Source organism: Methylocystis sp. JR02 (genome assembly GCF_030063565.1).
Classification (GTDB): domain Bacteria; phylum Pseudomonadota; class Alphaproteobacteria; order Rhizobiales; family Beijerinckiaceae; genus Methylocystis; species Methylocystis iwaonis.
This window is the reverse complement of the sequence record NZ_JASIRC010000001.1, coordinates 3,705,363-3,730,751: the sequence shown is the minus strand read 5'-3', so window position 1 is coordinate 3,730,751 and position 25,389 is coordinate 3,705,363. Positions and strand designations below refer to the sequence as shown.

The window sequence follows — 25,389 nt, the reverse complement described above, 5'->3', positions numbered from 1 at the left end:
CAGCCACGCTTTCGACTAAATTCTGAATTGCAAGTAAAGAGAAAGGTCCAAAATGCTTCTTTACGATACGGCGCTCGCCCCCAACGCCAAGAGGGTGCGGATTTTCCTCGCGGAGAAGGGGATCGCCATCCCCACGCGCAGCGTCGATCTGCTCGCGCTCGAACAAAAAGGCGAGGATTTCAGGCGTATCAACCCGATGGGCGCCGTCCCGGCCCTGGTTCTCGACGACGGAGAAGTCCTCACCGAATCCGTCGCCATCTGCCGCTATATCGAATGGCTCCATCCTGAACCGCCGCTCTTCGGGCGCGACGCGCGCGAGCAGGCTTTCGTGGAGATGTGGCAAAGGCGCATGGAGTTTTCCCTTTTCCTGGCGGTCGCCATGATTTTCCGTCATACCCACCCGAAGCTCGCGGCGATGCAGCAGCCCCAGCTCCCGGACTACGCCGAGTCGCTGCGTCCGCGCGCGATCTGGGCCATGCGCTTCCTCGACGGCGAGCTGTCGAAGCGCCCCTATGTCGCGGGAGAGGCGTTCACCATCGCGGACATCACCGCCTTCGTCGCGATGGAGCTGACAGCGCCTGCGGGACTCGCGGTCCCCGACGACCTGCCCCACCTCGCCCGCTGGCGGCGGGAAATCTCGGCGCGTCCGAGCGCGGCGGCCTGATGGCCTCAGGCGCGCGACAGCGGCTGGAGGCGCTTGCGACGCGGATTCGCGCCTGCCGCCATTGCGCCGAGGCGCCCGCGCCGCTGCCGCACGCGCCGCGCCCGGTCTTGCGGGTTTCGCCCACGGCGCGCCTTCTTGTCGCGAGTCAGGCGCCCGGCAATCTCGTCAATCAGACAGGCATTCCCTTCAACGATCCGTCTGGCGAGCGGCTGCGCGATTGGATGGGGGTCGACCGCGACACATTCTACGATGTGTCGCGCGTCGCCATCGTCCCCATGGGCTTCTGCTTTCCGGGCAATGACGCGGCGGGCGGCGATCTGCCGCCGCGCCCGGAGTGCCGAAAGCTCTGGCACGACGCGCTGTTCGAGGCGATGCCGCAGATCGAAACCGTGCTCGCCATCGGCCGCTACGCGCAGACCTACCACTTCGCCCGGCTCGGCCATGCGCTGCCCAAATCGGCGGGCGTCTCACAGACCGTCGCCGGCTGGCGCGCGTTTCAGGGCGGAAAGCCGCTGATCTTCCCCCTGCCCCACCCCTCCTGGCGCAACACCGGCTGGCTCAAGAAAAATCCCTGGTTCGAGGCGGAGGTCCTGCCGGCGCTGCGCGCCGAGGTCGCGCGGCTCGTCGGCAAGCCGGGAAAAGCGCCATGAGCATCGTCTCTGTGGGAGAGGGCGCGCGCCGCGTCTCATTCGACAACAACCGGCCCTTGGCGCTGATCGCCGGACCCTGCGCACTGGAGAGCCGGGAGATGGCGCTCGAAGTCGCGAGCGAATTGGCGCTTCTGTCGGACCGGCTCGGGATCGGCGTCGTCTTCAAGGGCTCCTTCGACAAGGCCAATCGCACCAGCGGCGGCGCGCCGCGTGGTCCGGGGCTGGACGCCGCGCTGCCCATCCTTGCGGAAGTAAAGGAGAAGACTGGTCTGCCGGTCACCACTGACGTGCATGAAAGCTGGCAATGCGCCCGCGTCGCCGCGGTCGTCGATCTCCTGCAAATTCCCGCTTTCCTGTGCCGGCAGACCGATCTTATCGTCGCGGCGGCGCGGACCGGGCGACCGGTGAACGTCAAGAAGGGCCAGTTTCTCGCCCCCTGGGATATGGAATATCCCGCGCAAAAAGCCCGCGCCGCGGGCGCCGCCGGCGTTCTCCTCACCGAGCGCGGGACGACCTTCGGCTATAATGCGCTCGTCGCCGACATGCGCGGCCTCCCCATCATGAAGGAGACCGGCGCGCCGGTGATTTTCGACGCCACGCACTCAGTCCAGCAGCCGGGCGGGCGCGGCGGCGCCTCGGGGGGAGAGCGGCGCTTCGTGGCCGCGCTGGCGCGGGCGGCGGTCGCCGTGGGCGTCGCGGGGCTGTTCTTGGAAACCCATCCTGATCCAGACGCCGCCCTCTCCGACAGCGCCACGCAGCTCCCGCTGCGCGAGCTCGCGGCCTTGGTCGAGACGCTCATGGCGTTCGACCGCCTGGCCAAACCGTTCACCGGAAGTTCATGAGCCAGAGGCGAACATCGCCGCCGGCTCCAAAGAAATCCGCCTCGGGGAAGAACGTCTCCCCGGCGCGCCCGCCCGAAAGGAAATGCAGCATGGACAAGAAGACAGCCGGCCTTGTCGGCGCCATATCGGCGCTGACCCCCTTGGCGGCGAGCGCCGCTCCGGCGGTCAAGACGCTGGCGGAAGTGATGGCGCCGACCTCATACGCCGAGCTTCTGCAGCCCATTCCCAATGCCGCCGAACTGCTGAAGCAAGCCGCAACCGCGGCGCCCGAGCCGGAGGCCAAGGTCGAGCAGGCTCAGTATTACTATCCGAACTACAACTATTACTATCAGCCGCGCCGGCGCTATTATCACCATCACCACCATCATCATAGCAATTATTGGGGCGGCTACGGCGGTTACGGCGGCTACGGCGGCGGCTATGGCGGTTGGGGGCGGCCCTATTACCACCACCATCACCATCACCACCACCATCATCATCACTGGGGCGAAGACTGAAGAACTCGCATCGGGCGCCTGTCACTCCCGGCGGGCTGAAAGCCCGACGGGAATCCAGAGCCACAAGAGCGCTGGTTTTGCTCTGAGCCCGTCATTGCGAGCGACGCGAAGCAATCCAGGGGCGGCGATGCGGCCCTGGATTGCTTCGTCGGCTCCGCCTCCTCGCAATGACGGCGGTGATTTCCTCTGTGTCCAAACTGCGCGAGCGGATGGCGCCGAACCAATCGAGCAGCGCCACGACGAGCGCGCCTTACCCTTCCGATAATTTCCGCGCCGCGCCATGCATGCGGCGATAGGTGCCGTCGAACACCGTGTCGGTCGTCGAAAGCCATTGCGAATCGGCGCCGAGCGTCTCGCGGCTTGCGTAGATGCGCCGCGACTGCAGCTCCCGCTCCGCCGCCTCATCCTCGCTCATCGCAACCAGCTCGACGTCGCACTCGGCGGGGACCATGATGAATTGCGCCATGGGCGCGCCCGGCCGGAAGATATGCGTCTGCCCCTCCGGCGGCGCTTTGAAGACGATGAAATAGAGCATCGGCCACCATTCGCGGATCAGCGCCGGCACGGCGATCGGCGCCGTTCCGGTGGTGTCCGTATAGAAGCTCGGATGCGTTTCGACCTTGATCGCATGGCCCGGCTCGGGCTTGAGATCGAGCAGGATCTGATAGGTGTAAAAAGACTCGCCGAAGTTCCGGAACGGCGGCCAGCTCCGGCCGGGCGAGGGCGGCGGCCCGAAATCGCCCGCCATCGCCAGCTTGCCGCCCCGGGTCGAGACGTGAAGCTCGTTGTCATAGGGGTAGAAGACCTCCACCCCATATTTCGCGGCCTCGGTGAAGGGCACGCAGTGCCAGGCGTATTCATGCGAGCCATCGGTCCGGCGCTCCGGCTCGCCCGCCCAGCCCGGAATTTCGAGCCTGGTGCGGCGCGGGCGCAAATCCTCGCCGCTCATCCGATATTTGATCTTCTGCATCTCGCGCCTCCGAGCGGTCGAACGCGTTCAAGCGCTCTCAAAAAGCGGCAAATTCGGGAAGTGCGCTAACCGCGCCCGCGATAGGGCGGCACGCCCTGATCCGGCAGCCATAGCCCCTCCGGCGGCGCGCCGGTCTGCCAGAAGACGTCGATCGGAATGCCGCCGCGCGGATACCAATAGCCGCCGATCCGCAGCCATTTGGGCGTCATCGCCGCGACGAGATCGCGCGCGATGCGCAGCGTGCAATCCTCGTGAAAGGCGCCGTGATTGCGGAAGCTTCCCAGATAGAGCTTTAAGGATTTCGACTCGACCAGCCACTCGCCCGGAACATAGTCGATCACGACATGGGCGAAGTCGGGCTGGCCGGTCACCGGGCAGAGCGAGGTGAACTCGGGCGCGGTGAAGCGCACGAGATAGGCCGCATCCTTGTGCGGATTGGGCACGAGGTCGAGCTCGGCCTCGTCCGGCGAAGCGGGCAGCGGCGCTTTCTCGCCGAGGAGAAGCGCGCCTTCATGAGTCTTGGTCATGGGCGTAAAGATAACGCCGCGCCGCGCCCGTCAAGCGCGCCATCCGTCATTGCGAGCGAAGCGACGCAATCCAGAGCCGATGGCCGCCCTGGGTTGCGTCGTCGCTCCGCTCCTCGCAATGACGGACGGGCATCAGGGATCGCGGTCATCCGCGCATTCCCCCGTGCGCAGCGTGATCGGATGCGCCGTCATCCAGCCGGAGAGAAAGCGATTGCCGTCGCCCTTGAGCGCCGCCTGCATCTCGGCGCGGATGATCTCCAGCCATTTCTGACGCCGGTCGGGCGTGTTCATCTCGGCGGGCACGCCGAGATCGATGGCCTTGATGGCGAATTGGAACGGCATGGTGTGCCAGAAGGCGACCGCGCCGCCGCCCTGCATGGCGTCCACAGCCGACTCGGGCGTCCTGGCGAGCTTCTCCTGCTCGGCGAGCGGGACGGGGTCGCTCTTGCCGTTGGCGGGCGCGGCGACGACGACGCCATTACGGTAGAACATATTCGTCACGGCGCCCTTGCGCTGGGCGACGAGATTGCCGCCGACGACGAAAGTGGCGTTGGACTTCTCGACCGCGCATTTCGTCATGCGGTCGAAACAAGCCGCCACGCCGGACATATGGGCGGCGCAGCCGGTCTCGACCCATTTCGCCATTTTCTCGGGGCTGACGTCGAGGATATAGGCGACGTTGCCGCCATAGTCGCAGCGCTGCACCAGCGCCGCCGGCCAGCCCTGGAAATCCTCCGAGACCGGAGCGCAAGTTCCCGCGCGAACGGGAGATTTCTCGAAAATGGCCTTGACGGCGGCGACATGCTCCGCCGTCTGCGCCGCCGCGCCTTGCGCGCTAAAGAGCGCCACAGCCGCCGCGAAGGCGATTTTTCCTTTATCGAAAGCCATTCCCAATTCCTCCCAGCCTATTCTTTGCTTTTCAGGCGTTTCGAGGACGCCCTATATTTGCTAAAACGCACGGTAACGGCGGCCCCGCGCCAGTCAACCGGCTCGGGAGCCCAGCGCAAAAACCCCGAATACGTCACCTGCCGCGTGACAGCGGGGCGCTTAATGTACGCTTGCCGCGTTAATCCGCCCAGCTAGGCTTCCCCGCGCCGCTTAATGGGGCTAAAAGGCGGCGGCTCGCTTCGCGGCGCATCGAAAAGAGGCCCATATATGACCGAAATCATCGACATCCACGCCCGTGAAATTCTCGACTCGCGCGGGAATCCGACCGTCGAGGTCGATGTGACGCTGGAGGATGGGTCTTCGGGCCGCGCCGCCGTGCCGTCCGGCGCCTCCACCGGCGCCCATGAGGCCGTGGAGAAGCGCGACGGCGACAAGTCGCGCTACCTCGGCAAGGGCGTGCTGCAGGCGGTCGATAATGTGAATGACGAGATCGCCGGCGCGCTCCTGGGCCTCGAGGCCGAGGATCAGGTCGCCCTCGACCAGACGATGATCAAGCTCGACGGCACGCCGAACAAGAGCCGCCTCGGCGCCAACGCCATTCTCGGCGTCTCGCTCGCCGTCGCCAAGGCCGCCGCGGAAGCCACCGCTTTGCCGCTCTACCGCTATATCGGCGGCACGCAGGCGCGCGTCCTGCCGACGCCCATGATGAACATCGTCAATGGCGGCGTCCACGCCGACAACCCCATCGACTTCCAGGAATTCATGATCATGCCGACGGGCGCGGACAGCGTGCGCGACGGCATCCGCTGGGGCGCCGAGATTTTCCACACGCTGAAGAGCGCGTTGAAGAAGGCCGGCCTCAGCACCTCGGTCGGCGACGAAGGCGGCTTCGCGCCGAACCTTCCCTCCGCCGAAGCGGCGCTCGACTTCATCATGAAGGCGATCGAGGACGCGGGCTTCAAGCCGGGCGTCGACGTGCATCTCGCCTCCGACTGCGCGGCGACCGAGTTCTTCAAGGACGGCAAATATGTCTATGAAGGCGAGGGCGTGACCCGCACCATCGACGAGCAGGTCGCCTATCTCGCCAAGCTCGCCAGCGCCTATCCGATCGTCTCCATCGAGGACGGCATGGCCGAGGACGATTGGGAAGGCTGGAAGAAGCTGACCGACGCGCTCGGCAAGAAAGTGCAGATCGTCGGCGACGATCTGTTCGTGACCAACGTCACCCGCCTGTCGCAGGGCATCAAGAGCGGGACGGCGAATTCGATCCTGGTGAAGGTCAATCAGATTGGCTCGCTCACCGAGACGATCGCCGCCGTCGATATGGCGCATCGCGCCGGCTACACCAGCGTCATGTCGCATCGCTCGGGCGAGACCGAGGATTCGACGATCGCCGACCTCGCCGTCGCGCTGAACTGCGGCCAGATCAAGACCGGCTCGCTCGCCCGTTCGGACCGGATCGCCAAATACAACCAGCTCATCCGCATCGAGGAGGAGCTGGGCGAAGCGGCGATCTACGCCGGCAAGAGCGCGCTCAAGCAGCTCGCCTGATCGCGAGCCGCGATCTCGGGGCTCCCCTCCCTCCCCTTTACGGGGAGGGTGGCGAGCGCAGCGAGCCGGGTGGGGCCCGGCCTTGCTGTCCGCATCGTCATTGCGAGCGAAGCGAAGCAATCCAGAGCCCGCGTGACGCCGCTGGATTGCTTCGGAGCTTCGCTCCTCGCAATGACGGAGGGCCCACGCTTACCCCACCCGACCCGGCTTCGCCGGGCCACCCTCCCCGTAAAGGGGAGGGATTTTTGTAACAAACGCCCGGCTTACCCGATGACCATGGAAAAAACCTTCGATCCCCGCTCCATAGAGAGCCGCATCCGCGCCACTTGGGAAGACGCGCAGGCGTTCCGCGCCGGTCGTCCCGAGCGCGCGGACGCCGCCCCCTATTCCATCGTCATTCCGCCGCCCAACGTCACCGGCAGCCTGCATATGGGCCATGCGCTCAACAATACGCTGCAGGACATTCTCGTGCGCTACCACCGCATGAAGGGCCTCGACGTGCTGTGGCAGCCGGGCACGGATCACGCGGGCATCGCCACACAAATGGTGGTCGAGCGCCAGCTCATGGAGCGCCAGGAGCCCGGCCGCCGCGAGATGGGCCGCGAGAAATTCCTCGAGCGCGTCTGGGAATGGAAGGCGGAATCGGGCGGCAAGATCGTCGAGCAGTTGAAGCGCATCGGCGCCTCCTGCGACTGGTCGCGCGAGCGCTTCACGCTCGATGAGGGCCTGTCGCGCGCCGTCGCCAAAGTCTTCGTGCAGCTCTATCGCGATGGGCTGCTCTACAAGGACAAGCGCCTCGTCAATTGGGACCCGGTGCTGCACACCGCGATCTCTGACCTTGAAGTGCTGCAGCAGGAAGTGAAGGGCCATCTCTGGCGCTTCAAATATCCCGTCGTGGACGACGCCGGCAAAGAGACCGGGGATTACATCGTCGTCGCGACGACGCGCCCCGAGACCATGCTCGGCGACACGGCGGTGGCCGTGCATCCGGAGGACGAACGCTACAAGGCGCTTGTGGGCAAGAGGCTGCGCCTGCCGCTCGTCGGCCGCTTCATTCCCGTCGTCGCCGACGAATATTCCGACCCTGAAAAGGGCACGGGCGCGGTGAAGATCACCCCCGCGCATGACTTCAACGACTTCGAGGTCGGCAAGCGCCACGGGCTGCGGCTCATCAATGTGCTCGATGCGCAAGCGCGCATGACGCTCGCCGCCAACGCCGAATTCCACGAAGGCGTCGCGACCTCCGAGGAGCTTGCGGCGACCGTCGCCGCGCTCGACGGTCATGACCGTTTCGATGCGCGCAAGCGCGTCGTGGAGATGATGGAAGAGCGCGGCCTTCTCGACGGCATCGACGACCACAAGCATATGGTCCCGCATGGCGACCGCTCCAACGCCGTGCTGGAGCCGCGCCTCACCGACCAATGGTATGTGGACGCGAAGACGCTGGCGCAGCCGGCGCTCGCCGCCGTGCGCGATGGCCGCACGAGCTTCGTGCCGAAGAATTGGGAAAAGACCTATTTTGATTGGCTAGAAAACATCCAGCCCTGGTGCGTGTCGCGCCAGCTCTGGTGGGGCCATCGCATTCCGGCGTGGTATGGGCCTTACCTTTGGAACGATCCTGCCGTTCCGCGCGTCTCAGGATATGCGCTTTTCGTCGCCGAGACCGAAATGGAGGCGCTAGAGCACGCAAAGCAATACTACGCTCACGTTGACCACGAAGAAGTGAGGATAGTTTCCACACTCGTCGAACTCCATGAATTCCTGACCCCCGATGCCAATGGTCAAATGAAGGCCACGGGCCCAGTCCCGTTGTGTCGCGACGAGGACGTGCTCGACACCTGGTTCTCCTCCGCGCTCTGGCCCTTCTCGACGCTCGGCTGGCCAGACGAGACGCCGGAGCTTGCCCGCTTCTATCCGACGAATGTGCTCGTCACGGGCTTCGACATCATCTTCTTCTGGGTCGCCCGCATGATGATGATGGGCCTGCACTTCAAAAAGGAGATTCCCTTCCACGACGTCTACATCCACGCCCTCGTCCGCGACGAGAAGGGCGCGAAGATGTCGAAGTCGAAGGGCAATGTCATCGATCCGCTGCAGCTCATCGACGAATATGGCGCGGACGCTTTGCGCTTCACGCTCGCCGCCATGGCGGCGCAGGGCCGGGACATCAAGCTCTCGACGCAGCGCGTCGAAGGCTATCGCAATTTCGCGACCAAGCTCTGGAACGCCTCGCGCTTCGCCGAGATGAACGGCTGCGCGCGCGTTGCGGGCTATGACCCGCGCGCCAATAAGGTGACGCTCAACCGCTGGATCGTCACGGAGGCAACGCGCACGGTTCGCGACGTTTCCGCCGCGATTGACGCCTATCGCTTCAACGACGCGGCGGGCGCGGCCTACCGCTTCGTCTGGAACGTCTTCTGTGACTGGTATGTGGAGCTGACGAAGCCCCTCCTCACCGGCCCCGACGGCGCCGAAAAAGACGAAACGCGGGCGACCACGGCCTTTGTGCTCGACCAGATTTACGCGCTGCTGCATCCCTTCATGCCCTTCATCACCGAGGAGCTGTGGGCGATCAAGGGCGCAGAAGGCCCGGCGCGCGACAGCCTGCTCGTTCTTGCGCAATGGCCGTCGCTCGAAGGCCTGGAGGACGCCGAGGCCGAGAGCGAGATCGGCTGGGTCGTGGACCTCATCTCCGAAATCCGCTCGCTGCGCGCCGAGATGAATTTGAACGTCGAAACGGAGCTTCTGCTGATCGGCGCCGACGCCGGCCTTCAGACGCGCGCGACGCGCTGGGAGGAGACGATCCGCAAGCTCGCGCGCCAGTCGAAAATCGGCTTCGCCGAGGCGGCGCCCAAATCCTCGGCGCAGATCATCGTGCGCGGGGGCGTCGTCGCCATCCCGCTCGAAGGCGTGATCGACCTCGGCGCCGAGAAGGCGCGTCTCGCCAAGGAAATCGGCAAGCTCGAAGGCGAGGTGAAAAAGGTCGACGCCAAGCTCGCCAATCCGGGCTTCCTCGCCAAGGCGGACGAGGATGTCATCGAGGAGCACAAGGAGCGCCGGGAAGAGGCGCAGGCGCGCATCGAGAAGCTGACGGCCGCGATGGGGCGGTTGGGCTGAGAGGCCCCCTCCCCGACCCTCCCCCGCTTCACGACGCTTCACGGGAGGGGGAGTAGATTGTCGCCTTCATCAACCGCGCTGATCGTGAGCCGCCTCCCTCCCCCATGCGGGGAGGGGTTAGGGGTGGGGGTCGACAATCTTCGTCGCCATCTCGGCTACCCCCACCCTGCCCTCCCCGCAAGGGGGAGGGATGGATCGTCGCCTTCATCAAACGCCACAACCATCCTTGCGAGCGCGGCGAAGCAATCGAGGCCCGCAATGACGGAAGACGCCGAGGAAAGTCGGCGCTAAAATGCGCCCATGACACTCACGCACAAGCCCGTCGGCCCCGGCTCTCACGTCTTCCTCGTCGACGGCTCGTCCTTCGTCTTTCGCGCTTATTTCCAGTCGATCCGGCAGGACGCGAAATACAATTACCGCTCCGACCGCCTGCCGACCGGCGCGGTGCGGCTCTTCTGCACCAAGCTCCTGCAATTCGTGCGCGAGGGGGCTGCAGGCGCGACGCCCACCCATCTCGCCATCATTTTCGACAAGAGCGAGAACAGCTTCCGCAAGGAAATCTATCCCGAATACAAGGCGCATCGCAGCGAGCCGCCGGAAGACCTCGTCCCGCAATTTCCGCTGATGCGGGCTGCTGTGCGCGCCTTCGGCCTCACGCCGATCGAGCAGGACGTCTATGAGGCCGACGACCTCATCGCCACTTACGCCGCACAGGCCCGTGAGAAGGGCGCGGATGTGCTCATCGTCTCGGCTGACAAAGACCTCATGCAGCTCATCGGGCCGGGCGTGACCATGTACGACCCGGCCTCTGGAACGGCCGGCGCCAAAGGCTCGCGCGAAGAACGGCTCATCAATGAGGCGGAAGTCGTCGACTATTTCGGCGTCACGCCCGACAAGGTGGTCGACGTGCAGGCGCTCGCCGGCGATTCCACGGATAATGTGCCCGGCGCCAAAGGCATCGGCATCAAGACCGCCGCCCAGCTCATCAATGAATATGGCGATCTCGACACGCTGCTGGAAAGTGCGCCGGGCATCAAGCAACCCAAGCGCCGCGAGGCGCTGACGGACCCGCAAGCGGTCGCGCTCATCCGCCTCTCCAAAAAGCTCGTCGAGCTCGTGCGCGACGCGCCGGTGGAAACCAAGCTCGACGATCTGGGCCTGCATCAACCCGATCCGAAGAAGCTCGTCGCCTTCCTGCAGGCGATGGAGTTCACGACCATCACACGGCGCGTCGGCGATCTCTATGGGGTCGACATTCACGACATCGAACCCGATCCGCATTATGTCGGCGCGGCAGGCTGGCGCGCCCGCAATGGCGAGGTCGATCACGCCGCGTCGCCCGCGGCGCCAAAGCCGAAGGAGCCGCGTGCGCCCGCGGCCGAGAAGGCGACGGAAGGCTTCTCGCCTGCGACGCTGGTGAGCGCCCGCAAAGCGGCGGCGCTCGCCGAGAAAATCGACCGCTCGACCTATGAGACGGTCATGTCCGTCGAACGGCTCGAACAATGGGTCGCCGACGCCTTCGAGGCGGGGATCGTCGCACTCGACACGGAGACGACATCGCTCGATCCGCTGAGCTGCGATCTTGTCGGCGTGTCGCTGGCGCTCGGGCCGGGCCGCGCCTGCTATATTCCGCTTCAGCATCGCGAAGGCGGAAATGGCGATCTCTTTGGCGGCGCCGATCTCGTCGCCGGTCAGATACCGCTCGAGACCGCAATCGAGAAACTCAAGCCGCTCTTTGAGGACGACGCCGTCCTCAAAGTCGCGCAGAATATGAAATATGATCTGCTCGTGCTCTCGCGCTACGGCATCGACGTCGCGCCGATGGACGACACGATGCTGATCTCCTATGCGCTGGATACGGGCCGCAACAATCACGGCCTCGACGAGCTCGCGCAAAAACATCTCGGACACGAGAACATCACTTTCGCGCAGGTTGCGGGCTCGGGCCGCAGTTTCATCGGCTTCGCGCGCGTCGCGCTCGATAAAGCGACGGAATATGCGGCCGAGGACGCAGACGTCTCGCTGCGCCTGTGGCGCGCGCTGAAGCCGCGCCTCGCCGCCGAAGGCAAGACCGCCGTCTATGAGACGCTGGAGCGTCCCATGGTGACGACGCTGGCGCATATGGAGCGACGCGGGATCACCATCGATCGGCACATGCTCTCGCGCCTCTCGGGCGAGTTCGCGCAGGACATGGCGCGGCTGGAGGCGGATATTTTCGATCTCGCCGGCGCGAGCTTCAATCTCGGCTCGCCCAAGCAGTTGGGCGACATTCTCTTCGGCAAAATGGGCCTGCCCGGCGCCAAAAAGACCGCGACCGGCGCCTGGTCGACCTCCGCCAGCGTGCTCGAAGACCTCGCGGCGGAAGGCAATGAATTCTGCCGCCGCATTCTCGACTGGCGCCAGCTTTCGAAGCTCAAAAGCACTTACGCCGACGCGCTGCCGGGCTTCGTGAACAAGGAAACCGGCCGCGTCCATACCTGCTATTCGCTCGCCGCGACGACGACGGGGCGGCTTTCGTCGTCCGAGCCCAATCTGCAGAACATTCCCGTGCGCAACGAGGCCGGCCGCAAGATCCGCAAGGCCTTCGTCGCGCCGCCGGGGCGTGTGCTGATCTCGGCGGATTACTCGCAGATCGAGCTGAGGCTGCTCGCGCATATCGCCGACATTCCGCAACTGAAGAAGGCTTTCGCCGATGGCGTGGATATTCACGCCATGACGGCTTCGGAAATGTTCGGCGTGCCGGTGAAGGATATGCCGCCGGAAGTGCGCCGGCGCGCCAAGGCGATCAACTTCGGCATTATCTACGGCATTTCCGCCTTTGGCCTCGCCAATCAGCTCTCCATTCCGCGCGAGGAGGCGGGGGCCTATATCAAGCGCTATTTCGAGCGCTTTCCCGGCATTCGCGACTATATGGACGCGACCAAAAAGACCGTGCGCGAGAAGATGTGCGTGACGACGATTTTTGGCCGCGCGCTGCATTTCCCGCGCATCGCCTCGGCCAATGCCTCCGACCGCGCCTTTTACGAACGCGCCGCGATCAACGCGCCGATACAGGGCGCCGCCGCCGACATCATCCGCCGCGCCATGGTGCGCATGGACGCCGCGCTGGCGAAGGCGGATTTGTCGGCGCAGATGCTCCTGCAAGTGCACGACGAGCTCGTCTTCGAGGCGCCGGAGGCGGAGGCCGAGGCGACAATCGCCCTCGCCCGCCGCGTGATGGAGGAAGCGCCCCTCCCCGCCGTGGAACTCACAGTGCCGCTACAGGTCGATGCTCGCGCGGCCAAGAACTGGGACGAGGCGCATTAGCGCCCGCCCTTGATTAAAGCGCTCGATCCTTTAAGGGGACCGGGGGGCTTCGTTGTCTTGGGCGGATTTCAATATCTCCGAAATCCGGCTTAGCGATTGCAGGCAGGGGCGTTGAATGCGCGTGCTCATCACCGGCGGAGCCGGCTTCATTGGCTCGGCGGTCGCAAGACGATTCATTTCGCAGACATCCGACGAGATTCTCGTTTTCGACAAATTGACCTATGCAGGCAATCTCGATTCCCTGGCGCCAATTGCGGATGACCCAAGATATTCGTTCCGCCACGCGGATATTTGCAACCGCGCCGCAGTTGCGCAGTCGTTAGCTGAATTTCAGCCAGACGTCGTGATGCATCTCGCGGCCGAGAGCCATGTCGATCGCTCTATCGACGGCCCCGCCGCCTTCATTGAAACGAATGTCGTGGGCACGTTCACAATGCTCGCGGCGGCGCTGGATTACTGGCGCAGTCTCCCGAAGGAGAAATCGGCGGCATTTCGCTTCATGCATATTTCGACCGATGAGGTTTTCGGCGCGCTGGGCAAGGAAGGCTTTTTCCGGGAGGACACGCCCTACGCGCCAAACTCGCCTTATTCGGCGTCGAAAGCCGGCTCCGATCACCTTGTTCGCGCCTGGCGCGAAACCTATGGCCTTCCGACAATCGTCACCAACTGCTCCAACAATTATGGCCCCTATCATTTCCCTGAAAAACTCATTCCACTCACCATCCTGAACGCAATCGAAGGCAAACCGCTTCCTGTCTATGGACGCGGCGAAAATATCCGCGACTGGCTCTTCGTCGAGGACCACGCCGCGGCGCTGATGCTGGTCGCGCGCAAAGGCGCCGTCGGCGAGTCGTACAACGTCGGCGGACGCAATGAGCGAACCAACATCGAGGTGGTCAACGCCATCTGCGACATTCTCGACGAGCTGCGGCCGAGCGGCAATGGCTCCTACCGCAATCTCATCACATTCGTAACGGATCGTCCTGGACACGACCTTCGCTACGCCATTGACTGCTCCAAGATCGAGCGCGAGCTTAGGTGGCGTCCGACCGAGACGTTCGAGACGGGCCTACGCAAAACCGTGCAGTGGTATCTGGACAATCCATCCTGGTGGCAGGCGATACGCTCCGGCAAATATCGGGGCGAGCGGCTCGGCCTCACAGCTTAGCGGAACGCCCATCCTCCGGTCATTAAAACCCATCGAGAGCGTCATGCAATTTCAGGCCACCGACATTCCCGCAGTCTTAATCGTCACACCGAAGAAGCATGGCGACGCGCGCGGTTTTTTCTCGGAGGTTTACAAGGAATCCGAGTGGAAAAAAGCCGGGCTGAACTACACTTTCGTCCAGGACAACCACTCCTTCTCCGCCCCTGTTGGCACGCTGCGCGGCTTGCATTTCCAGACGCACCCTTTCGCGCAAGACAAGCTGATCCGCGTCACGCGCGGCCGCATCCTCGATGTCGCGGTGGACATCCGCCGCTCATCCCCGACCTTCGGCAAGCATGTCGCCGTCGAACTCTCCGCGGAAAATTGGCGACAGCTTTTCGTGCCGGTCGGATTCGCCCATGGCTTCGTCACATTGGAGCCGGACGCCGAGGTGCAATACAAGGTCACGGCGCTCTATTCGGCTGCGAATGATCGCGGTCTCGCCTATGACGATCCGGATCTCGGCATCGATTGGCCATTGCCGCCCGGCGGCGCCCTTCTTTCCGAAAAAGATAAGCAATGGCCGCGTCTGCGCGATCTTACGGACGCTTTCGAGTAAGTGGCTGGTTTTCGGCCGGTTCCAACAATTTTGAGGGGCGCCATGCGCGGAATCATTCTTGCCGGGGGCTCCGGCACCAGGCTCCATCCCATGACGCTGGCGGCGTCGAAGCAATTACTGCCTGTCTACGACAAGCCGATGGTCTATTATCCGCTATCGGTGCTCATGCTCGCAGGCGCGCGCGAGATATTGGTGATTTCGACGCCGGACGATCTTCCCGCGTTCAAGCGCCTGCTCGGCTCGGGCGCGCAATGGGGCGTATCACTATCTTATGCCGAGCAGCCGCGCCCGGAGGGACTCGCCCAAGCCTACACGATAGGCGCGCCCTTCGTCGAAGGACATAATTCCGCGCTCGTCCTCGGCGATAATATTTTTTATGGCCACGGCCTGACGAATACGCTCGCCGCCGCGGCGGCGCGCAAGGACGGCGCGACGGTTTTCGCCTATCATGTGAAGGACCCCGAGCGCTATGGCGTGGTCGAATTCGGGCCGGACAAAAAAGCCGCATCGCTCGAAGAAAAGCCCGCGACGCCGAAATCCAACTGGGCGGTGACCGGGCTTTATTTTTACGACCGTCGCGCGCCGGAATATGCCGCCTCGCTGAAACCCTCGGCGCGCGGAGAACTGGAGATAACCGATCTCAACCGCGTCTATCTCGACGCCGGCGCGCTGAATGTGGAGCGACTGGGCCGCGGCTTCGCCTGGCTGGACACCGGCACGCCCGCCTCCCTGCTCGAAGCGGCGCAATATGTGCAGGCGGTCGAACAACGGCAGGGCCAACGGATCGCCTGCCTGGAGGAGATCGCCTTCCAAAACGGCTGGATCGGCGTGCAGGAGATGCGCGAAGCCGCCGCGCGCCTCTTAAAGAGCGGCTACGGCGCCTATCTTCTTCAGGTTCTCAAGGACGCGGAAGGCTCGCGGGGCTGAGGCCGGCCCCGCCATCGTAATGGCGTAAACGTCGGTTTTTTAGGGGCTACGCTGAAGGCGCCGCCTCGCCGGAGGCGAATCATTCAACGATCCTAAAAAAAGGTCTTCCAATGCAAAACATCGCTCTCCGCCCCCCGGCCAAGAAGGCTTTTCTCGTCGCCGCCGTCCTGATGGGGGCGCTGCCGCTCTATGGCTGCTATACCCCCGGCGAACGCGCGCTCGGCGGCGGTCTCATTGGCGGTCTGGGCGGCGCGGGCATTGGCGCGCTGGCCTCGGGCGGCATGGCTGGTCCGACGCTTGCCGGCGCGGCCATCGGCGCGGCTGGCGGCGCGCTCGTCGGCGCCGCCACGGCGCCGCAGCCGCGGCATTATTACCGCCGTCCGCGCTACTACTACTGAGCCACTTCGCGGCCCGGCTCGAGCGCCGGGCCGCAGCCAAACGATCTTACAGAGCTTTTGGGAGCCTTAAACACAGGCGAAAGGCGCGCGCGGGCCACGGGCGGCGCTGCCCAAACAGTCACATAGCCTCATTCGACAACGATAGACCCATCCCGCCCAACCGCCGGGCGCTGCGCCAAGAGACTGGCGCCCTCATGTCTTATCGCTCTGTCTCATATTGAAATCAGCGCCAGCTTGCTCAGGTACCTTCTGTTGGAACGCGCATCATCCCGCGTCCATGCTCAGGGGGCCCATCTATGGCGAACACCGACGTCTTCGCAGATTTCGTTCACTTCTATAGAGAACGTCAGGCGGCAGAGATGTCGCTCGAGTCCTATCTCCAGCTTTGCCGGGGCAATCCACAGACCTACGCGAGCGCCGCCGAGCGTATCCTGGCCGCCATCGGCGAGCCCGAGCTCGTCGATACGTCGAGAGACCCGCGTCTCGGCCGGATTTTCATGAACCGCACCATTCGGGTCTATCCGGCCTTCGCCGAATTCTACGGCATGGAAGAGACGATCGAACGCATCGTCAGCTTCTTCCGCCACGCGGCGCAGGGGCTGGAGGAGCGCAAGCAAATCCTCTATCTGCTCGGGCCCGTCGGCGGCGGCAAGTCGTCGCTCGCGGAGCGCCTCAAGGCGCTGATGGAAGCCAACCCGATCTATGTGCTGAAGGCGGGCTCCGAGCTCAGCCCGGTCTTCGAAAGCCCGCTGTCGCTCTTCGATCCCGCCGAAGCCGGCCCCCTCCTCGAAGAGCGTTACGGCATCCCGCGGCGCCGCCTCGGCTCGATCATGAGCCCGTGGTGCCTGAAGCGGCTCGATGAATTCAATGGCGACATCACGCGCTTCACCGTCGCCAAGCTCGCGCCCTCGCGCCTGCGCCAGATCGCAATCGCCAAGACAGAGCCAGGCGACGAGAATAATCAGGACATCTCCTCGCTTGTCGGCAAGGTGGATATTCGCAAGCTCGAGGCGCATGCGCAGGCCGATCCGGACGCCTATAATTATTCCGGCGGCCTGAACCGCGCCAATCAGGGCCTTCTCGAATTCGTCGAGATGTTCAAGGCGCCCATCAAGATGCTCCACCCCCTGCTCACCGCGACGCAGGAGGGCAATTACATCGGCACGGAGAATATCGGCGCGATCCCCTTCTCGGGCATCGTCCTCGCCCATTCGAACGAGGCCGAGTGGCAAAGCTTCAAATCCAACCGCAACAATGAAGCCTTCATCGACCGCATCTACGTCATCAAGGTTCCCTATTGCCTGCGCGTGACGGAGGAGCAGCGCATCTATGAGAAGCTGCTGCGCGAATCCGAGCTGGCGAACGCCGCCTGCGCGCCCAACACGCTGGAGATGCTGGCGCGCTTCATCGTGCTGTCGCGCCTGAGCCCGCACGAGAACTCCAACCTCTTCTCGAAGATGCGCGTCTATGACGGCGAAAGCCTGCGCGAGGTGGACCCGCGCGCGCGCAGCATTCTGGAGTATCGGGAGGCGGCGGGCGTCGACGAAGGCATGACCGGTCTTTCGACGCGCTTCGCCTTCAAGGTGCTCGCGGCGACCTTCAACCACGATACTGTCGAGGTTGCGGCTGATCCCGTTCATCTCATGTATGTGCTGGAGCAGGCGCTGCGGCGCGAACAGCTTCCCGCCGAGACGGAGAAGCGGTATATTGAGTTCATTAAAGGCGAACTTGCACCGCGCTACGCGGAATTTATCGGCAAGGAAATTCAAAAAGCATATCTCGAATCTTATCAGGACTATGGCCAGAATCTTTTCGACCGCTACATCGATTATGCAGACGCTTGGATTGAGGACCTGGATTTCAAGGATCCCGACACCGGACAGATGCTCGACCGCGAGCTGTTGAATCAGGAACTAACAAAAATCGAAAAGCCGGCCGGCATCGCCAATCCCAAGGACTTCCGCAACGAGGTGGTCAAATTCGCGCTGCGCTGGCGCGCCTCGAACAAGGGGCGCAACCCGTCCTGGGCAAGCTACGAAAAGATCCGTGACGTGATCGAAAAGAGAATGTTCTCCCAAGTGGAAGACCTCTTGCCGGTCATCAGTTTCGGAACGAAGAAAGACAACGAAACAGAAAGCAAGCATACAGAGTTTGTTAGCCGCATGGTCGCTCGCGGCTACACCGAGCGGCAGGTGCGGCGCCTGGTCGAATGGTACATGCGCGTAAAGCAGGCAGGCTGATAGGGTTTTGCCGGCGACGCGCTTGCAAGGATCGTGAAGGAAGAGATGCGCATCGTCGATCGCCGGCTCAATCCAGGGGGCAAAAGCTTCTCGAACCGTCAGCGTTTTCTTCGCCGTGTCCGAGACACAGTCGAGCGCGCGGTTCGTGAAGCAAGCCGCGAACGCGCAATCGAAGATCTGGAAAACGCGCAGGAAGTGACCGTGCCGGCGGACGGCGCGCGCGAGCCGATGTTTCGGCATACGCGCGGCGAACGCCGCGACTATATCCTGCCGGGAAACCGCGAATATATCGAAGGCGACCTCATCGACCGGCCGACAGGCGAAGGCGGCGGCGGCGGCTCGGAGCCGGGGCGCGGCAACGGCCAGGAGGACGCCTTCAGATTCGTGCTCACGCGCGAGGAATTTCTCAGCATCTTTCTCGACGATCTGGAGCTGCCGGATTTCGCCAAGCGCGGTCTTGTCGACGCGCAGAAGCTCGGCTCGCGCCGCGCCGGCTATTCGACGAGCGGCACGCCGGCCAATCTCGCGCTTGGCCGCACCATGCGAATGTCGCTCGCGAGGCGCATCGCCATGGGTCGGCCGCCGCGCGCGACGGTCGAACAGCTCGAAGAGGAGATTGCCGGGGCAAAGGAAAGCGACTCGCTCGACGTCATGGACGAAAGATTGCGCGCCGTGCGCGCGCGGCGGATGCGCATCCCCTTTCTGGACCCCGTCGATCTGCGCTACCGGCATTTCGAGCGCTTTCCCAAGCCGGTGGCGCAGGCGGTGATGTTCTGCCTCATGGACGTCTCCGGCTCGATGACGGAGCATATGAAGGATCTCGCCAAGCGCTTCTTCATGCTGCTGCATGTCTTTCTCACGCGCCGCTATGAGCGGGTCGAGATCGTCTTCATCAGACATACCGACGAAGCACAGGAGGTCGACGAGGAGACGTTCTTCCGCTCGACCGAGACCGGCGGCACGATCGTTTCGTCGGCGCTCGCCGAGATGGACCGCATCATCACCGACCGTTTCGATCCGGCCAATTGGAACATTTACGGCGCGCAAGCGTCCGACGGCGACAATATGATGAGCGACAATCAGCGCACGCGTGAGCTGCTGCAGGACAAGATCCTGCCGCTCTGCCAATATTTCGCCTATCTCGAAGTCGCGAACTCGCATGAGGGCTCTCCCCTCTCCTATGTGGGCGGCAGCTCGCTGTGGAACGCCTATGCGCCGCTCGCGACGAGTGAGCGCAATTTCCAGATGCGCCGCGTTTCCCGGCGCGAACATATCTACCCCGTGTTTCGCGAGCTGTTCCAACGCCGCGAAGGCGCGCGCGCGGAGCCCGCCACATGAGCGATGCGCTTCTCTTCACAGGAAAAGACTGGAGCTTCGAGACGCTCCAGCATATTCACGACGCCGTCGAGGTCGTCGGCAAGGGCGAGCTCGGCCTCGATACTTTCCCCAATCAGATCGAGGTGATCACGGCCGAGCAAATGCTGGACGCCTATTCATCGACCGGCATGCCGCTGCTCTACCGGCATTGGTCGTTCGGCAAGCGCTTCGCTCAATATGAAGGGGTCTATCGCGCCGGCCTGCAAGGCCTCGCCTATGAGATCGTCATCAACGCCAATCCTTGCATCAGTTATGTGATGGAGGAAAACAGCGCCACCATGCAGGCGCTGGTGATCGCTCACGCCGCCTTCGGCCACAATCACTTCTTCAAAAACAACTACCAGTTCCGCCAATGGACGGACGCCTCCGGCATTCTCGATTATCTCGCCTACGCCAAGAACTATATTGCAGCCTGCGAAGAGCGCTATGGCGAGCTGGAAGTCGAGCGGCTTCTCGATTCCGCCCATGCGCTTGCGCCGCAAGGCGTCGATCGCTATCCGCGCAAGCGGCCGATTAGTCTTTCCGACGAAGAAAGGCGCGACCGCGACCGCCGCGAGGAGCACGAGCGGCTGTACGACGATCTCTGGCGCACCGTGCCGCGCGGCGCCGAGAAGACAAAAAAGAGCATTGACCACCAACGCGCGCTCTTGCGTCTCCCGCAGGAGAACGTCCTTTATTTCCTAGAAAAGACCGCTCCCAGGCTGCAACCCTGGCAGCGCGAGGTGTTGCGCATCGTGCGCCTCATCGCGCAATATTTTTATCCGCAGCAGCAAACCAAGGTCATGAACGAAGGCTGCGCGACCTACTGCCATTACCGCATCATGAACCGGCTGCACGAGAAGGGGCAGATCAGCGACGGCAGCTTCCTCGAATTCATCCATTCTCACAGCAACGCCATTCGACAGCCGACCGCGCATGATCCCTCCTATAGTGGGGTCAATCCTTACGCGCTCGGCTTCGACATGATGTGCGATATTGCGCGCATCGTGCGCGAGCCCACCGAAGAGGATCGGCTGTGGTTCCCCGAGATTGCCGGCCGCAAGGATGAGATGGCGGTGCTCAAGGAGGTCTGGGCCAATTACCGCGACGACAGCTTCATCGCGCAATTCCTCAGCCCACATTTGATGCGCAAATGGCGGCTGTTCCACATCGTCGACGAGGAAGACGCGCCGAAGCTCAAAGTGGAAAAGATTCACAATGAGCGCGGCTATCACGATCTGAGGCGCGGCCTCGCCGCCGAATATGAGGTCGGCCGGCACGCGCCGGATATTCAGGTCGTCGACGTCGATCTCGCGGGCTCCCGCAAGCTCGTGCTGCATCACCGCGTCTTTTCCGGGAAGCTGCTCGACGTCGTCGACGCCGCGCTGGTCCTGCGCCATCTCACTTTGCTCTGGGGCTATGACGTCCTGCTCGAAGAGGTCGACGCGACGACGAATGAAGTGCTAAAGGCGCATCTGGCGTCGCCCGACCAGTAAGGCGCGCGCCCTCACGAGGGAAAATGTCGACCTTTCGCGCTGAACTTCCGCCCGGCCTCTGGGAGCGCTGGATTTCGCATTCGGCGCATTTGCTCAATTCCTATCGCAAGGCCACGGGCCGCGATCTCATGCCGCGCGGCGGCGACGCGCGCGCGGAGGCCGAGCGCCTGCTTGCCGCGCCATTCGTCGTCGTCTCGCATGGGACCGAGGCGGACCCTATCCTCAACTACGGCAATCGCGTCGCGCTGGCGCTGTGGGAGATGACCCCAGCGCAACTGATCGCGACGCCGTCGCGTCTGACCGCAGAAGCGCCGCTGAGGGAAGCGCGCGAGCAGTTTTTGGCGCAAGCCGCGCGCGACGGCTTTGTGCACGGCTATGAGGGCGTGCGCATCAGCGCCACCGGCCGCCGCTTCCATATCGCCAACGCCACGATTTGGAACGTGACGGATGACGCCGGCCATCCCGCCGGGCAGGCGGCGACTTTCGCGCGATGGACTTTTCTGTGAGAGATTGACGCTCGGGAATCGTCATTGCTTCGTCGCTTTGCGCCTCGCAATGACGAAAATAGCAGCTCGCCGACTGTCATTCCCGCGAAAGCGGGAATCCAGAGCAGCAACGCAACGCGCGGGAGTTTCCTTCGCTCGGGCTCATCACAGAGACCCCAGCAAGTCCTGCAGCGCGTCGAGCCCCGCGGGCTTGGTGAGCTGGCGGTCGAAGCCTGCTTCCCTGGCGCGGTCCCGTATCTGGTCCTGCCCCCATCCCGTCAGCGCGACAAGCGTGATGCGGGCGCTATTCGGCAGCGCGCGAATACGCCGCGCGGTCTCATATCCGTCCATGCCCGGCATGCCGAGATCGAGGAAGACCAGCTCGGGCTCGAACGCCTTCACAGCCTCGACGCCGTCTAGGCCGCTGTAGGCGACGCGCACATCGGCGCCGAATGTCTCCAGAAACATCACGAGGCTGTCGGCGACGTCGTGGTCGTCGTCGATGACAAGGATGCGCCTTGCGCCGCTCGCTTCAACTCCGGTCGTCGCCGGCATAGGGGCCTCCGAACTTTGATTTGTGCCGATGGGCAGACGCACGAGGAAGACGCTGCCGCGGCCCAGGCCGTCGCTATGCGCCTCCACGGTTCCCCCATGCAATCGCAGCAGGCTTTTCACCAGGGCGAGCCCGATCCCGAGACCGCCTTGCGCGCGGCCCAGAGAGCGATCGACCTGCGTGAAGAGATCGAAAACGCGCGGCAGCATTTCCGGCGGTATGCCGACGCCGCTGTCGCGCACGGCGATCGCCGCCTCCCTGCCGCGACGCTCGGCGACAAGCTCGATGATCCCGCCGTGCTCCGTGTATTTCGCCGCATTGTTGAGGAGGTTGGTGAAAACCTGCGCCAGGCGCACCGGATCGGCGTCGAGCTCCATGGGTGCGCTGGGCAGCTCGACCTTCAGCTCGTGGCCGCCGGCGTCGATCATCGGCTGCGCCGTCTCGATCGCATGCCGTAAGACCTCGCCAAGATCGATGCGGCGCTTCTTGAGTTCGATCTTGCCGCGCGTGATGCGCGACACCTCGAGCAGATCGTCGACGAGGCGAATAAGGTGCTCGACCTGCCGGTCCACCATCGAGAGCAGGGTGAGATCGCGTTTTCCCTTCGTCGTCTCCCCCACGTCGTGGCGTAGAATATGGACGGCGTTGCGAATGGGGGCCAGCGGATTGCGCAGTTCATGCGCAAGAGTCGCGAGGAATTCATCCTTCCGTCGATCTGCGGCTTTGAGGGCATCCTCTGCGCGCTTACGCGCCGTTATGTCACGGCTCACCGTCGCGAGGCCGATCCGCGCGCCGGCCTCATCTCTCAGAACGAAGACGTTATAAAGCATCCACAAGGCTTCGCCGGTCTTGAAGTGGCGGAAGCGGATTTCGACATTGGCGTGGTCGTCGCGCATCAGGCACGCGTGAAACTCGTTGAAAACGAAGGCGCGATCTTCGGGAAAGAAGTAATCCTGAATGGGCGTGTGCGGCGCCTTCTCTCTCTCCAAGCCAACCAGTCTCGCGCCGGCGGGGTTGATGTAGAGCGGCTCGAATTCGAGGCTGCAAATGCCGATGAATTCCATGCTCTGTTCGGCGAGCGACACGAACTTTTGACGCTCCGCCTCGGCGCGCTTTCGTTCCGTCACGTCCTGAGCGGTGCCGACCATGCGGATCGGTCGACCATTCTCGAAAAACACGGCGCCTGTCGTCGCGATCCAACGCTCCGCTTGGTCGGGTCTCGCCAGACGATATTCGAGAGAGAGACTCCCGCCGCTTTCGGGATCGAGCGAGCGCTCCACCGCGTGTTGCACGCGTTCGCGATCAGCGGCGTGAACGCCCTGCAGGAACAGGGCGTAGCTCACCGTAGCGCCGGCGGGCAAATTCCATTTCTTGCGCAGCCAATCGTCCCAGATCAGCTCGTCGCTTTCGATGCGCCATTCGTAAATGCCGATGTTGCCCGAACTCAAAGCGAGCTGCAGGCGGAATTCACTTTCGCGCAACGCCTCCTGCGCGCGGGCGCGTTCGCAAGCGGCCCAGACACGCTCTCCGACTTCCTGAATCAAGGCGATCTCGAAAGGCGTCCATGCGCGCGGCGCGCCATGCTGCGCGCAGAGGGCGCCGACCCATTGCCCCTGCTTCGTGAGCACCGCGCAGAGCAATGCAGCGACGCCTGTCGATCGCAGGCGCTCCTTCTCTGAGGCGCTGAGACGTTCGTCCCTTGAAATATCCTCAGTGGCGAAAGCCTCTCCGCTCTGAAACGCCGCAAGCGCCGCCTCGCCCAGTGACGCGATCGGCGTCCTGCCGGCGCCGGGCCCCGCACCCGCCGAACTGCGAATGACGAGCTCCTCGCCTTCTATATCCGCGTAGAAAACCCGCTCGACTCGCAGATACTCGGCGAGAAGCCTGCAACCCGTCTCCTGGATTTTTCGAGGGTCAGCGATCTGGCGCAACGCGTCCGCGCATTTCAGCAGAAAGGCCTGGCGCTCCTCGCCTTTGCGGAGCGCGCCTTCGACCTGTCTTTGAAGGCTGATGTCCTGAACCACGGTCACGGCGCTCGGCTTCTCCTTGCCCGGCGTCCGTATCGAGGTCGCCGTGACCCTGGCCCAAAAATGCGTGCCGTCCTTGCGCAGGCAGCGCTTCTCGGCGTCATATGCGGCGGTTTCGCCGCGTTTCATCCGAGTGAGCCGTTCCCAATGCCCCGCGCGGTCGTCAGGATAGGTGAAGTCGCCGAAGGGCCGTCCGACAAGCTCGGATATGTCATAACCGAGCATATTGGCCAAGGTTTCATTGACGCGCAGCAACCGGCCTGTTTCGAGATCGCCTTGCGCCATCCCAACGCCGGCGCGCTCGAACATCGCGCGGAACTGCGCCTCGCTGTCGCGCACAGCGGCGTCGCAGGCCAGTGAAGCGGCGTGTCTGCTTCGTGTAAGGATCGCCCCGCCCTCGGTCAGCGGCGAGTGTTTCGCTTCGACGACGAAAGCTTGTCCCTCCTCCCCCGAGCCGTCGAGATATTCGATCGTGATCTCGCCGGCGGCTCCGCCGGCGATGGCCTCCAATCCGTCGAGCAATCTGCGGCCGTCCGAGCCTTGTGGAGAAGCGCCGAAAGCCTCGAAGAGATTGCAGCCGATCTGCACCGGAGCGCCAAGGAGGGTGGGCGTCGCATTGCGGGCCCATTTTTCGTTTATCGCAACGATAACGCCCGATCGATCGACGGCCAGGCATTCCTGAGGCAGCAGGTCGAGAAAGGGGACGAGAACGGCTTCAATTGCCACGCCCTTATCGACAGCGTTTTTCTGGAATATCAAATCGAGAGCTCCGGCTTGCCGCATCCGTGCCTTCTTAAATTCATAGCGCTTCAATTGCCTAACCGAGATTTAAAGAAAAGCGCCACCTAAACTTTCGGATATTGCAGGATCAATGCGCCCATCTAAGTGTTTTTCCTTAGTTTGGGGAACTAGCAGCGTAGTGTAAAACCGTCGGCGTTACGCAGAAATTTCGAGGTGGCGCCTGTCAGGACCGCATCCGACCGCCCCACCATGCAAGCCTCTTTTTGCGCGACAACACCCGGGATAGAGTGCCACCGTTCGTCGAAAATACCGGTTTCCAAGCAAAACCCTTGCGCTTATCGAGAGGTTTTCACCATGCGGTCGGGCACACTCTGCTGTTTGCAACGCG

General features: G+C 63.4%; 19 protein-coding genes. 15 read left to right on the top strand and 4 right to left on the bottom strand.

What is annotated here, in order from left to right; genetic code table 11:
• The first annotated feature begins 52 nt into the window (after positions 1-52).
• The 4 genes from QNA11_RS17660 to QNA11_RS17645 all read left to right on the top strand — a co-directional run bounded on the left by QNA11_RS17660 (position 53) and on the right by QNA11_RS17645 (position 2,653).
• Entirely contained in the window at positions 53-664 is a 612-nt protein-coding gene (locus tag QNA11_RS17660) for a glutathione S-transferase family protein (RefSeq protein ID WP_283484017.1), read from the top strand.
• A complete protein-coding gene (locus QNA11_RS17655) occupies positions 664-1,314 on the top strand; it encodes a uracil-DNA glycosylase family protein (RefSeq protein WP_283484016.1) in 651 nt (216 codons plus the stop codon). The genes QNA11_RS17660 and QNA11_RS17655 overlap by 1 nt, the downstream gene beginning before the upstream one ends.
• The gene (kdsA, locus tag QNA11_RS17650; protein ID WP_283484015.1) at positions 1,311-2,156 is read left to right on the top strand and encodes a 3-deoxy-8-phosphooctulonate synthase; all 846 of its coding nucleotides are present in this window, start codon (positions 1,311-1,313) and stop codon (positions 2,154-2,156) included. Before QNA11_RS17655 ends, kdsA begins: the two co-directional genes overlap by 4 nt.
• An 89-nt stretch (positions 2,157-2,245) precedes the next feature.
• A complete protein-coding gene (locus QNA11_RS17645; RefSeq protein WP_281928914.1) occupies positions 2,246-2,653 on the top strand; it encodes a hypothetical protein in 408 nt (135 codons plus the stop codon).
• A 250-nt stretch (positions 2,654-2,903) separates the two neighbouring features.
• Here the strand turns inward: QNA11_RS17645 and QNA11_RS17640 are convergent, their stop codons facing one another.
• From QNA11_RS17640 to QNA11_RS17630, 3 genes are all read right to left on the bottom strand, one after another.
• The gene (locus QNA11_RS17640) at positions 2,904-3,623 is read right to left on the bottom strand and encodes a hypothetical protein (RefSeq protein ID WP_283484014.1); all 720 of its coding nucleotides are present in this window, start codon (positions 3,621-3,623) and stop codon (positions 2,904-2,906) included.
• 65 nt (positions 3,624-3,688) lie between these two features.
• The gene (queF, locus tag QNA11_RS17635; protein WP_202072129.1) at positions 3,689-4,150 is read right to left on the bottom strand and encodes a preQ(1) synthase; all 462 of its coding nucleotides are present in this window, start codon (positions 4,148-4,150) and stop codon (positions 3,689-3,691) included.
• A gap of 132 nt (positions 4,151-4,282) precedes the next feature.
• The gene (locus tag QNA11_RS17630; protein ID WP_283484013.1) at positions 4,283-5,038 is read right to left on the bottom strand and encodes a hypothetical protein; all 756 of its coding nucleotides are present in this window, start codon (positions 5,036-5,038) and stop codon (positions 4,283-4,285) included.
• 267 nt (positions 5,039-5,305) lie between these two features.
• On the opposite strand from QNA11_RS17630, the gene eno reads away from it, so the two are divergent.
• The 11 genes from eno (at position 5,306) to QNA11_RS17575 (ending at position 21,701) form a co-directional block, all read left to right on the top strand.
• Positions 5,306-6,589 (top strand): phosphopyruvate hydratase, encoded by a 1,284-nt coding sequence (gene eno / locus QNA11_RS17625; protein WP_202072127.1) that lies wholly within the window; start codon positions 5,306-5,308, stop codon positions 6,587-6,589.
• A 276-nt stretch (positions 6,590-6,865) separates the two neighbouring features.
• Positions 6,866-9,706: a valine--tRNA ligase gene (locus QNA11_RS17620; protein ID WP_283484236.1), complete on the top strand. Its 2,841-nt coding sequence runs from the start codon at positions 6,866-6,868 to the stop codon at positions 9,704-9,706.
• Positions 9,707-10,006: 300 nt separating this feature from the next.
• Positions 10,007-13,012, top strand: a complete 3,006-nt coding sequence (polA, locus tag QNA11_RS17615) for a DNA polymerase I (protein ID WP_283484012.1) — start codon at positions 10,007-10,009, stop codon at positions 13,010-13,012.
• A gap of 115 nt (positions 13,013-13,127) precedes the next feature.
• Positions 13,128-14,180, top strand: coding sequence for a dTDP-glucose 4,6-dehydratase (rfbB, locus tag QNA11_RS17610; protein WP_283484011.1), 1,053 nt, complete (start codon positions 13,128-13,130; stop codon positions 14,178-14,180).
• Between the two features lie 43 nt (positions 14,181-14,223).
• Positions 14,224-14,778: a dTDP-4-dehydrorhamnose 3,5-epimerase gene (gene rfbC, locus QNA11_RS17605; protein WP_283484010.1), complete on the top strand. Its 555-nt coding sequence runs from the start codon at positions 14,224-14,226 to the stop codon at positions 14,776-14,778.
• Between the two features lie 42 nt (positions 14,779-14,820).
• On the top strand, positions 14,821-15,705 hold the full coding sequence (gene rfbA, locus QNA11_RS17600) for a glucose-1-phosphate thymidylyltransferase RfbA (protein ID WP_283484009.1): 885 nt from the start codon (positions 14,821-14,823) through the stop codon (positions 15,703-15,705).
• A gap of 110 nt (positions 15,706-15,815) precedes the next feature.
• Positions 15,816-16,103 (top strand): YMGG-like glycine zipper-containing protein, encoded by a 288-nt coding sequence (locus QNA11_RS17595; RefSeq protein WP_283484008.1) that lies wholly within the window; start codon positions 15,816-15,818, stop codon positions 16,101-16,103.
• 296 nt (positions 16,104-16,399) lie between these two features.
• Positions 16,400-18,343 (top strand): PrkA family serine protein kinase, encoded by a 1,944-nt coding sequence (locus QNA11_RS17590; RefSeq protein WP_283484007.1) that lies wholly within the window; start codon positions 16,400-16,402, stop codon positions 18,341-18,343.
• 45 nt (positions 18,344-18,388) lie between these two features.
• A complete protein-coding gene (locus QNA11_RS17585) occupies positions 18,389-19,681 on the top strand; it encodes a YeaH/YhbH family protein (RefSeq protein ID WP_202072120.1) in 1,293 nt (430 codons plus the stop codon).
• A complete protein-coding gene (locus tag QNA11_RS17580) occupies positions 19,678-21,195 on the top strand; it encodes a SpoVR family protein (protein ID WP_202072119.1) in 1,518 nt (505 codons plus the stop codon). The genes QNA11_RS17585 and QNA11_RS17580 overlap by 4 nt, the downstream gene beginning before the upstream one ends.
• A gap of 23 nt (positions 21,196-21,218) precedes the next feature.
• Positions 21,219-21,701, top strand: a complete 483-nt coding sequence (locus QNA11_RS17575; RefSeq protein ID WP_283484006.1) for an MEKHLA domain-containing protein — start codon at positions 21,219-21,221, stop codon at positions 21,699-21,701.
• Between the two features lie 144 nt (positions 21,702-21,845).
• Here QNA11_RS17575 and QNA11_RS17570 read toward each other — a convergent pair whose 3' ends face one another.
• The gene (locus QNA11_RS17570; RefSeq protein ID WP_283484005.1) at positions 21,846-25,043 is read right to left on the bottom strand and encodes a PAS domain S-box protein; all 3,198 of its coding nucleotides are present in this window, start codon (positions 25,041-25,043) and stop codon (positions 21,846-21,848) included.
• Positions 25,044-25,389 lie beyond the last annotated feature (346 nt).

Bases quoted from the DNA above. Each gene is read 5' to 3' on its own strand.
- QNA11_RS17660 (WP_283484017.1), top strand. From the start codon at position 53: ATGCTTCTTTACGATACGGCGCTCGCCCCCAACGCCAAGAGGGTGCGG.
- QNA11_RS17655 (WP_283484016.1), top strand. From the start codon at position 664: ATGGCCTCAGGCGCGCGACAGCGGCTGGAGGCGCTTGCGACGCGGATT.
- kdsA (WP_283484015.1), top strand. From the start codon at position 1,311: ATGAGCATCGTCTCTGTGGGAGAGGGCGCGCGCCGCGTCTCATTCGAC.
- QNA11_RS17645 (WP_281928914.1), top strand. From the start codon at position 2,246: ATGGACAAGAAGACAGCCGGCCTTGTCGGCGCCATATCGGCGCTGACC.
- QNA11_RS17640 (WP_283484014.1), bottom strand. From the start codon at position 3,623: ATGCAGAAGATCAAATATCGGATGAGCGGCGAGGATTTGCGCCCGCGC.
- queF (WP_202072129.1), bottom strand. From the start codon at position 4,150: ATGACCAAGACTCATGAAGGCGCGCTTCTCCTCGGCGAGAAAGCGCCG.
- QNA11_RS17630 (WP_283484013.1), bottom strand. From the start codon at position 5,038: ATGGCTTTCGATAAAGGAAAAATCGCCTTCGCGGCGGCTGTGGCGCTC.
- eno (WP_202072127.1), top strand. From the start codon at position 5,306: ATGACCGAAATCATCGACATCCACGCCCGTGAAATTCTCGACTCGCGC.
- QNA11_RS17620 (WP_283484236.1), top strand. From the start codon at position 6,866: ATGGAAAAAACCTTCGATCCCCGCTCCATAGAGAGCCGCATCCGCGCC.
- polA (WP_283484012.1), top strand. From the start codon at position 10,007: ATGACACTCACGCACAAGCCCGTCGGCCCCGGCTCTCACGTCTTCCTC.
- rfbB (WP_283484011.1), top strand. From the start codon at position 13,128: ATGCGCGTGCTCATCACCGGCGGAGCCGGCTTCATTGGCTCGGCGGTC.
- rfbC (WP_283484010.1), top strand. From the start codon at position 14,224: ATGCAATTTCAGGCCACCGACATTCCCGCAGTCTTAATCGTCACACCG.
- rfbA (WP_283484009.1), top strand. From the start codon at position 14,821: ATGCGCGGAATCATTCTTGCCGGGGGCTCCGGCACCAGGCTCCATCCC.
- QNA11_RS17595 (WP_283484008.1), top strand. From the start codon at position 15,816: ATGCAAAACATCGCTCTCCGCCCCCCGGCCAAGAAGGCTTTTCTCGTC.
- QNA11_RS17590 (WP_283484007.1), top strand. From the start codon at position 16,400: ATGGCGAACACCGACGTCTTCGCAGATTTCGTTCACTTCTATAGAGAA.
- QNA11_RS17585 (WP_202072120.1), top strand. From the start codon at position 18,389: ATGCGCATCGTCGATCGCCGGCTCAATCCAGGGGGCAAAAGCTTCTCG.
- QNA11_RS17580 (WP_202072119.1), top strand. From the start codon at position 19,678: ATGAGCGATGCGCTTCTCTTCACAGGAAAAGACTGGAGCTTCGAGACG.
- QNA11_RS17575 (WP_283484006.1), top strand. From the start codon at position 21,219: ATGTCGACCTTTCGCGCTGAACTTCCGCCCGGCCTCTGGGAGCGCTGG.
- QNA11_RS17570 (WP_283484005.1), bottom strand. From the start codon at position 25,043: ATGCGGCAAGCCGGAGCTCTCGATTTGATATTCCAGAAAAACGCTGTC.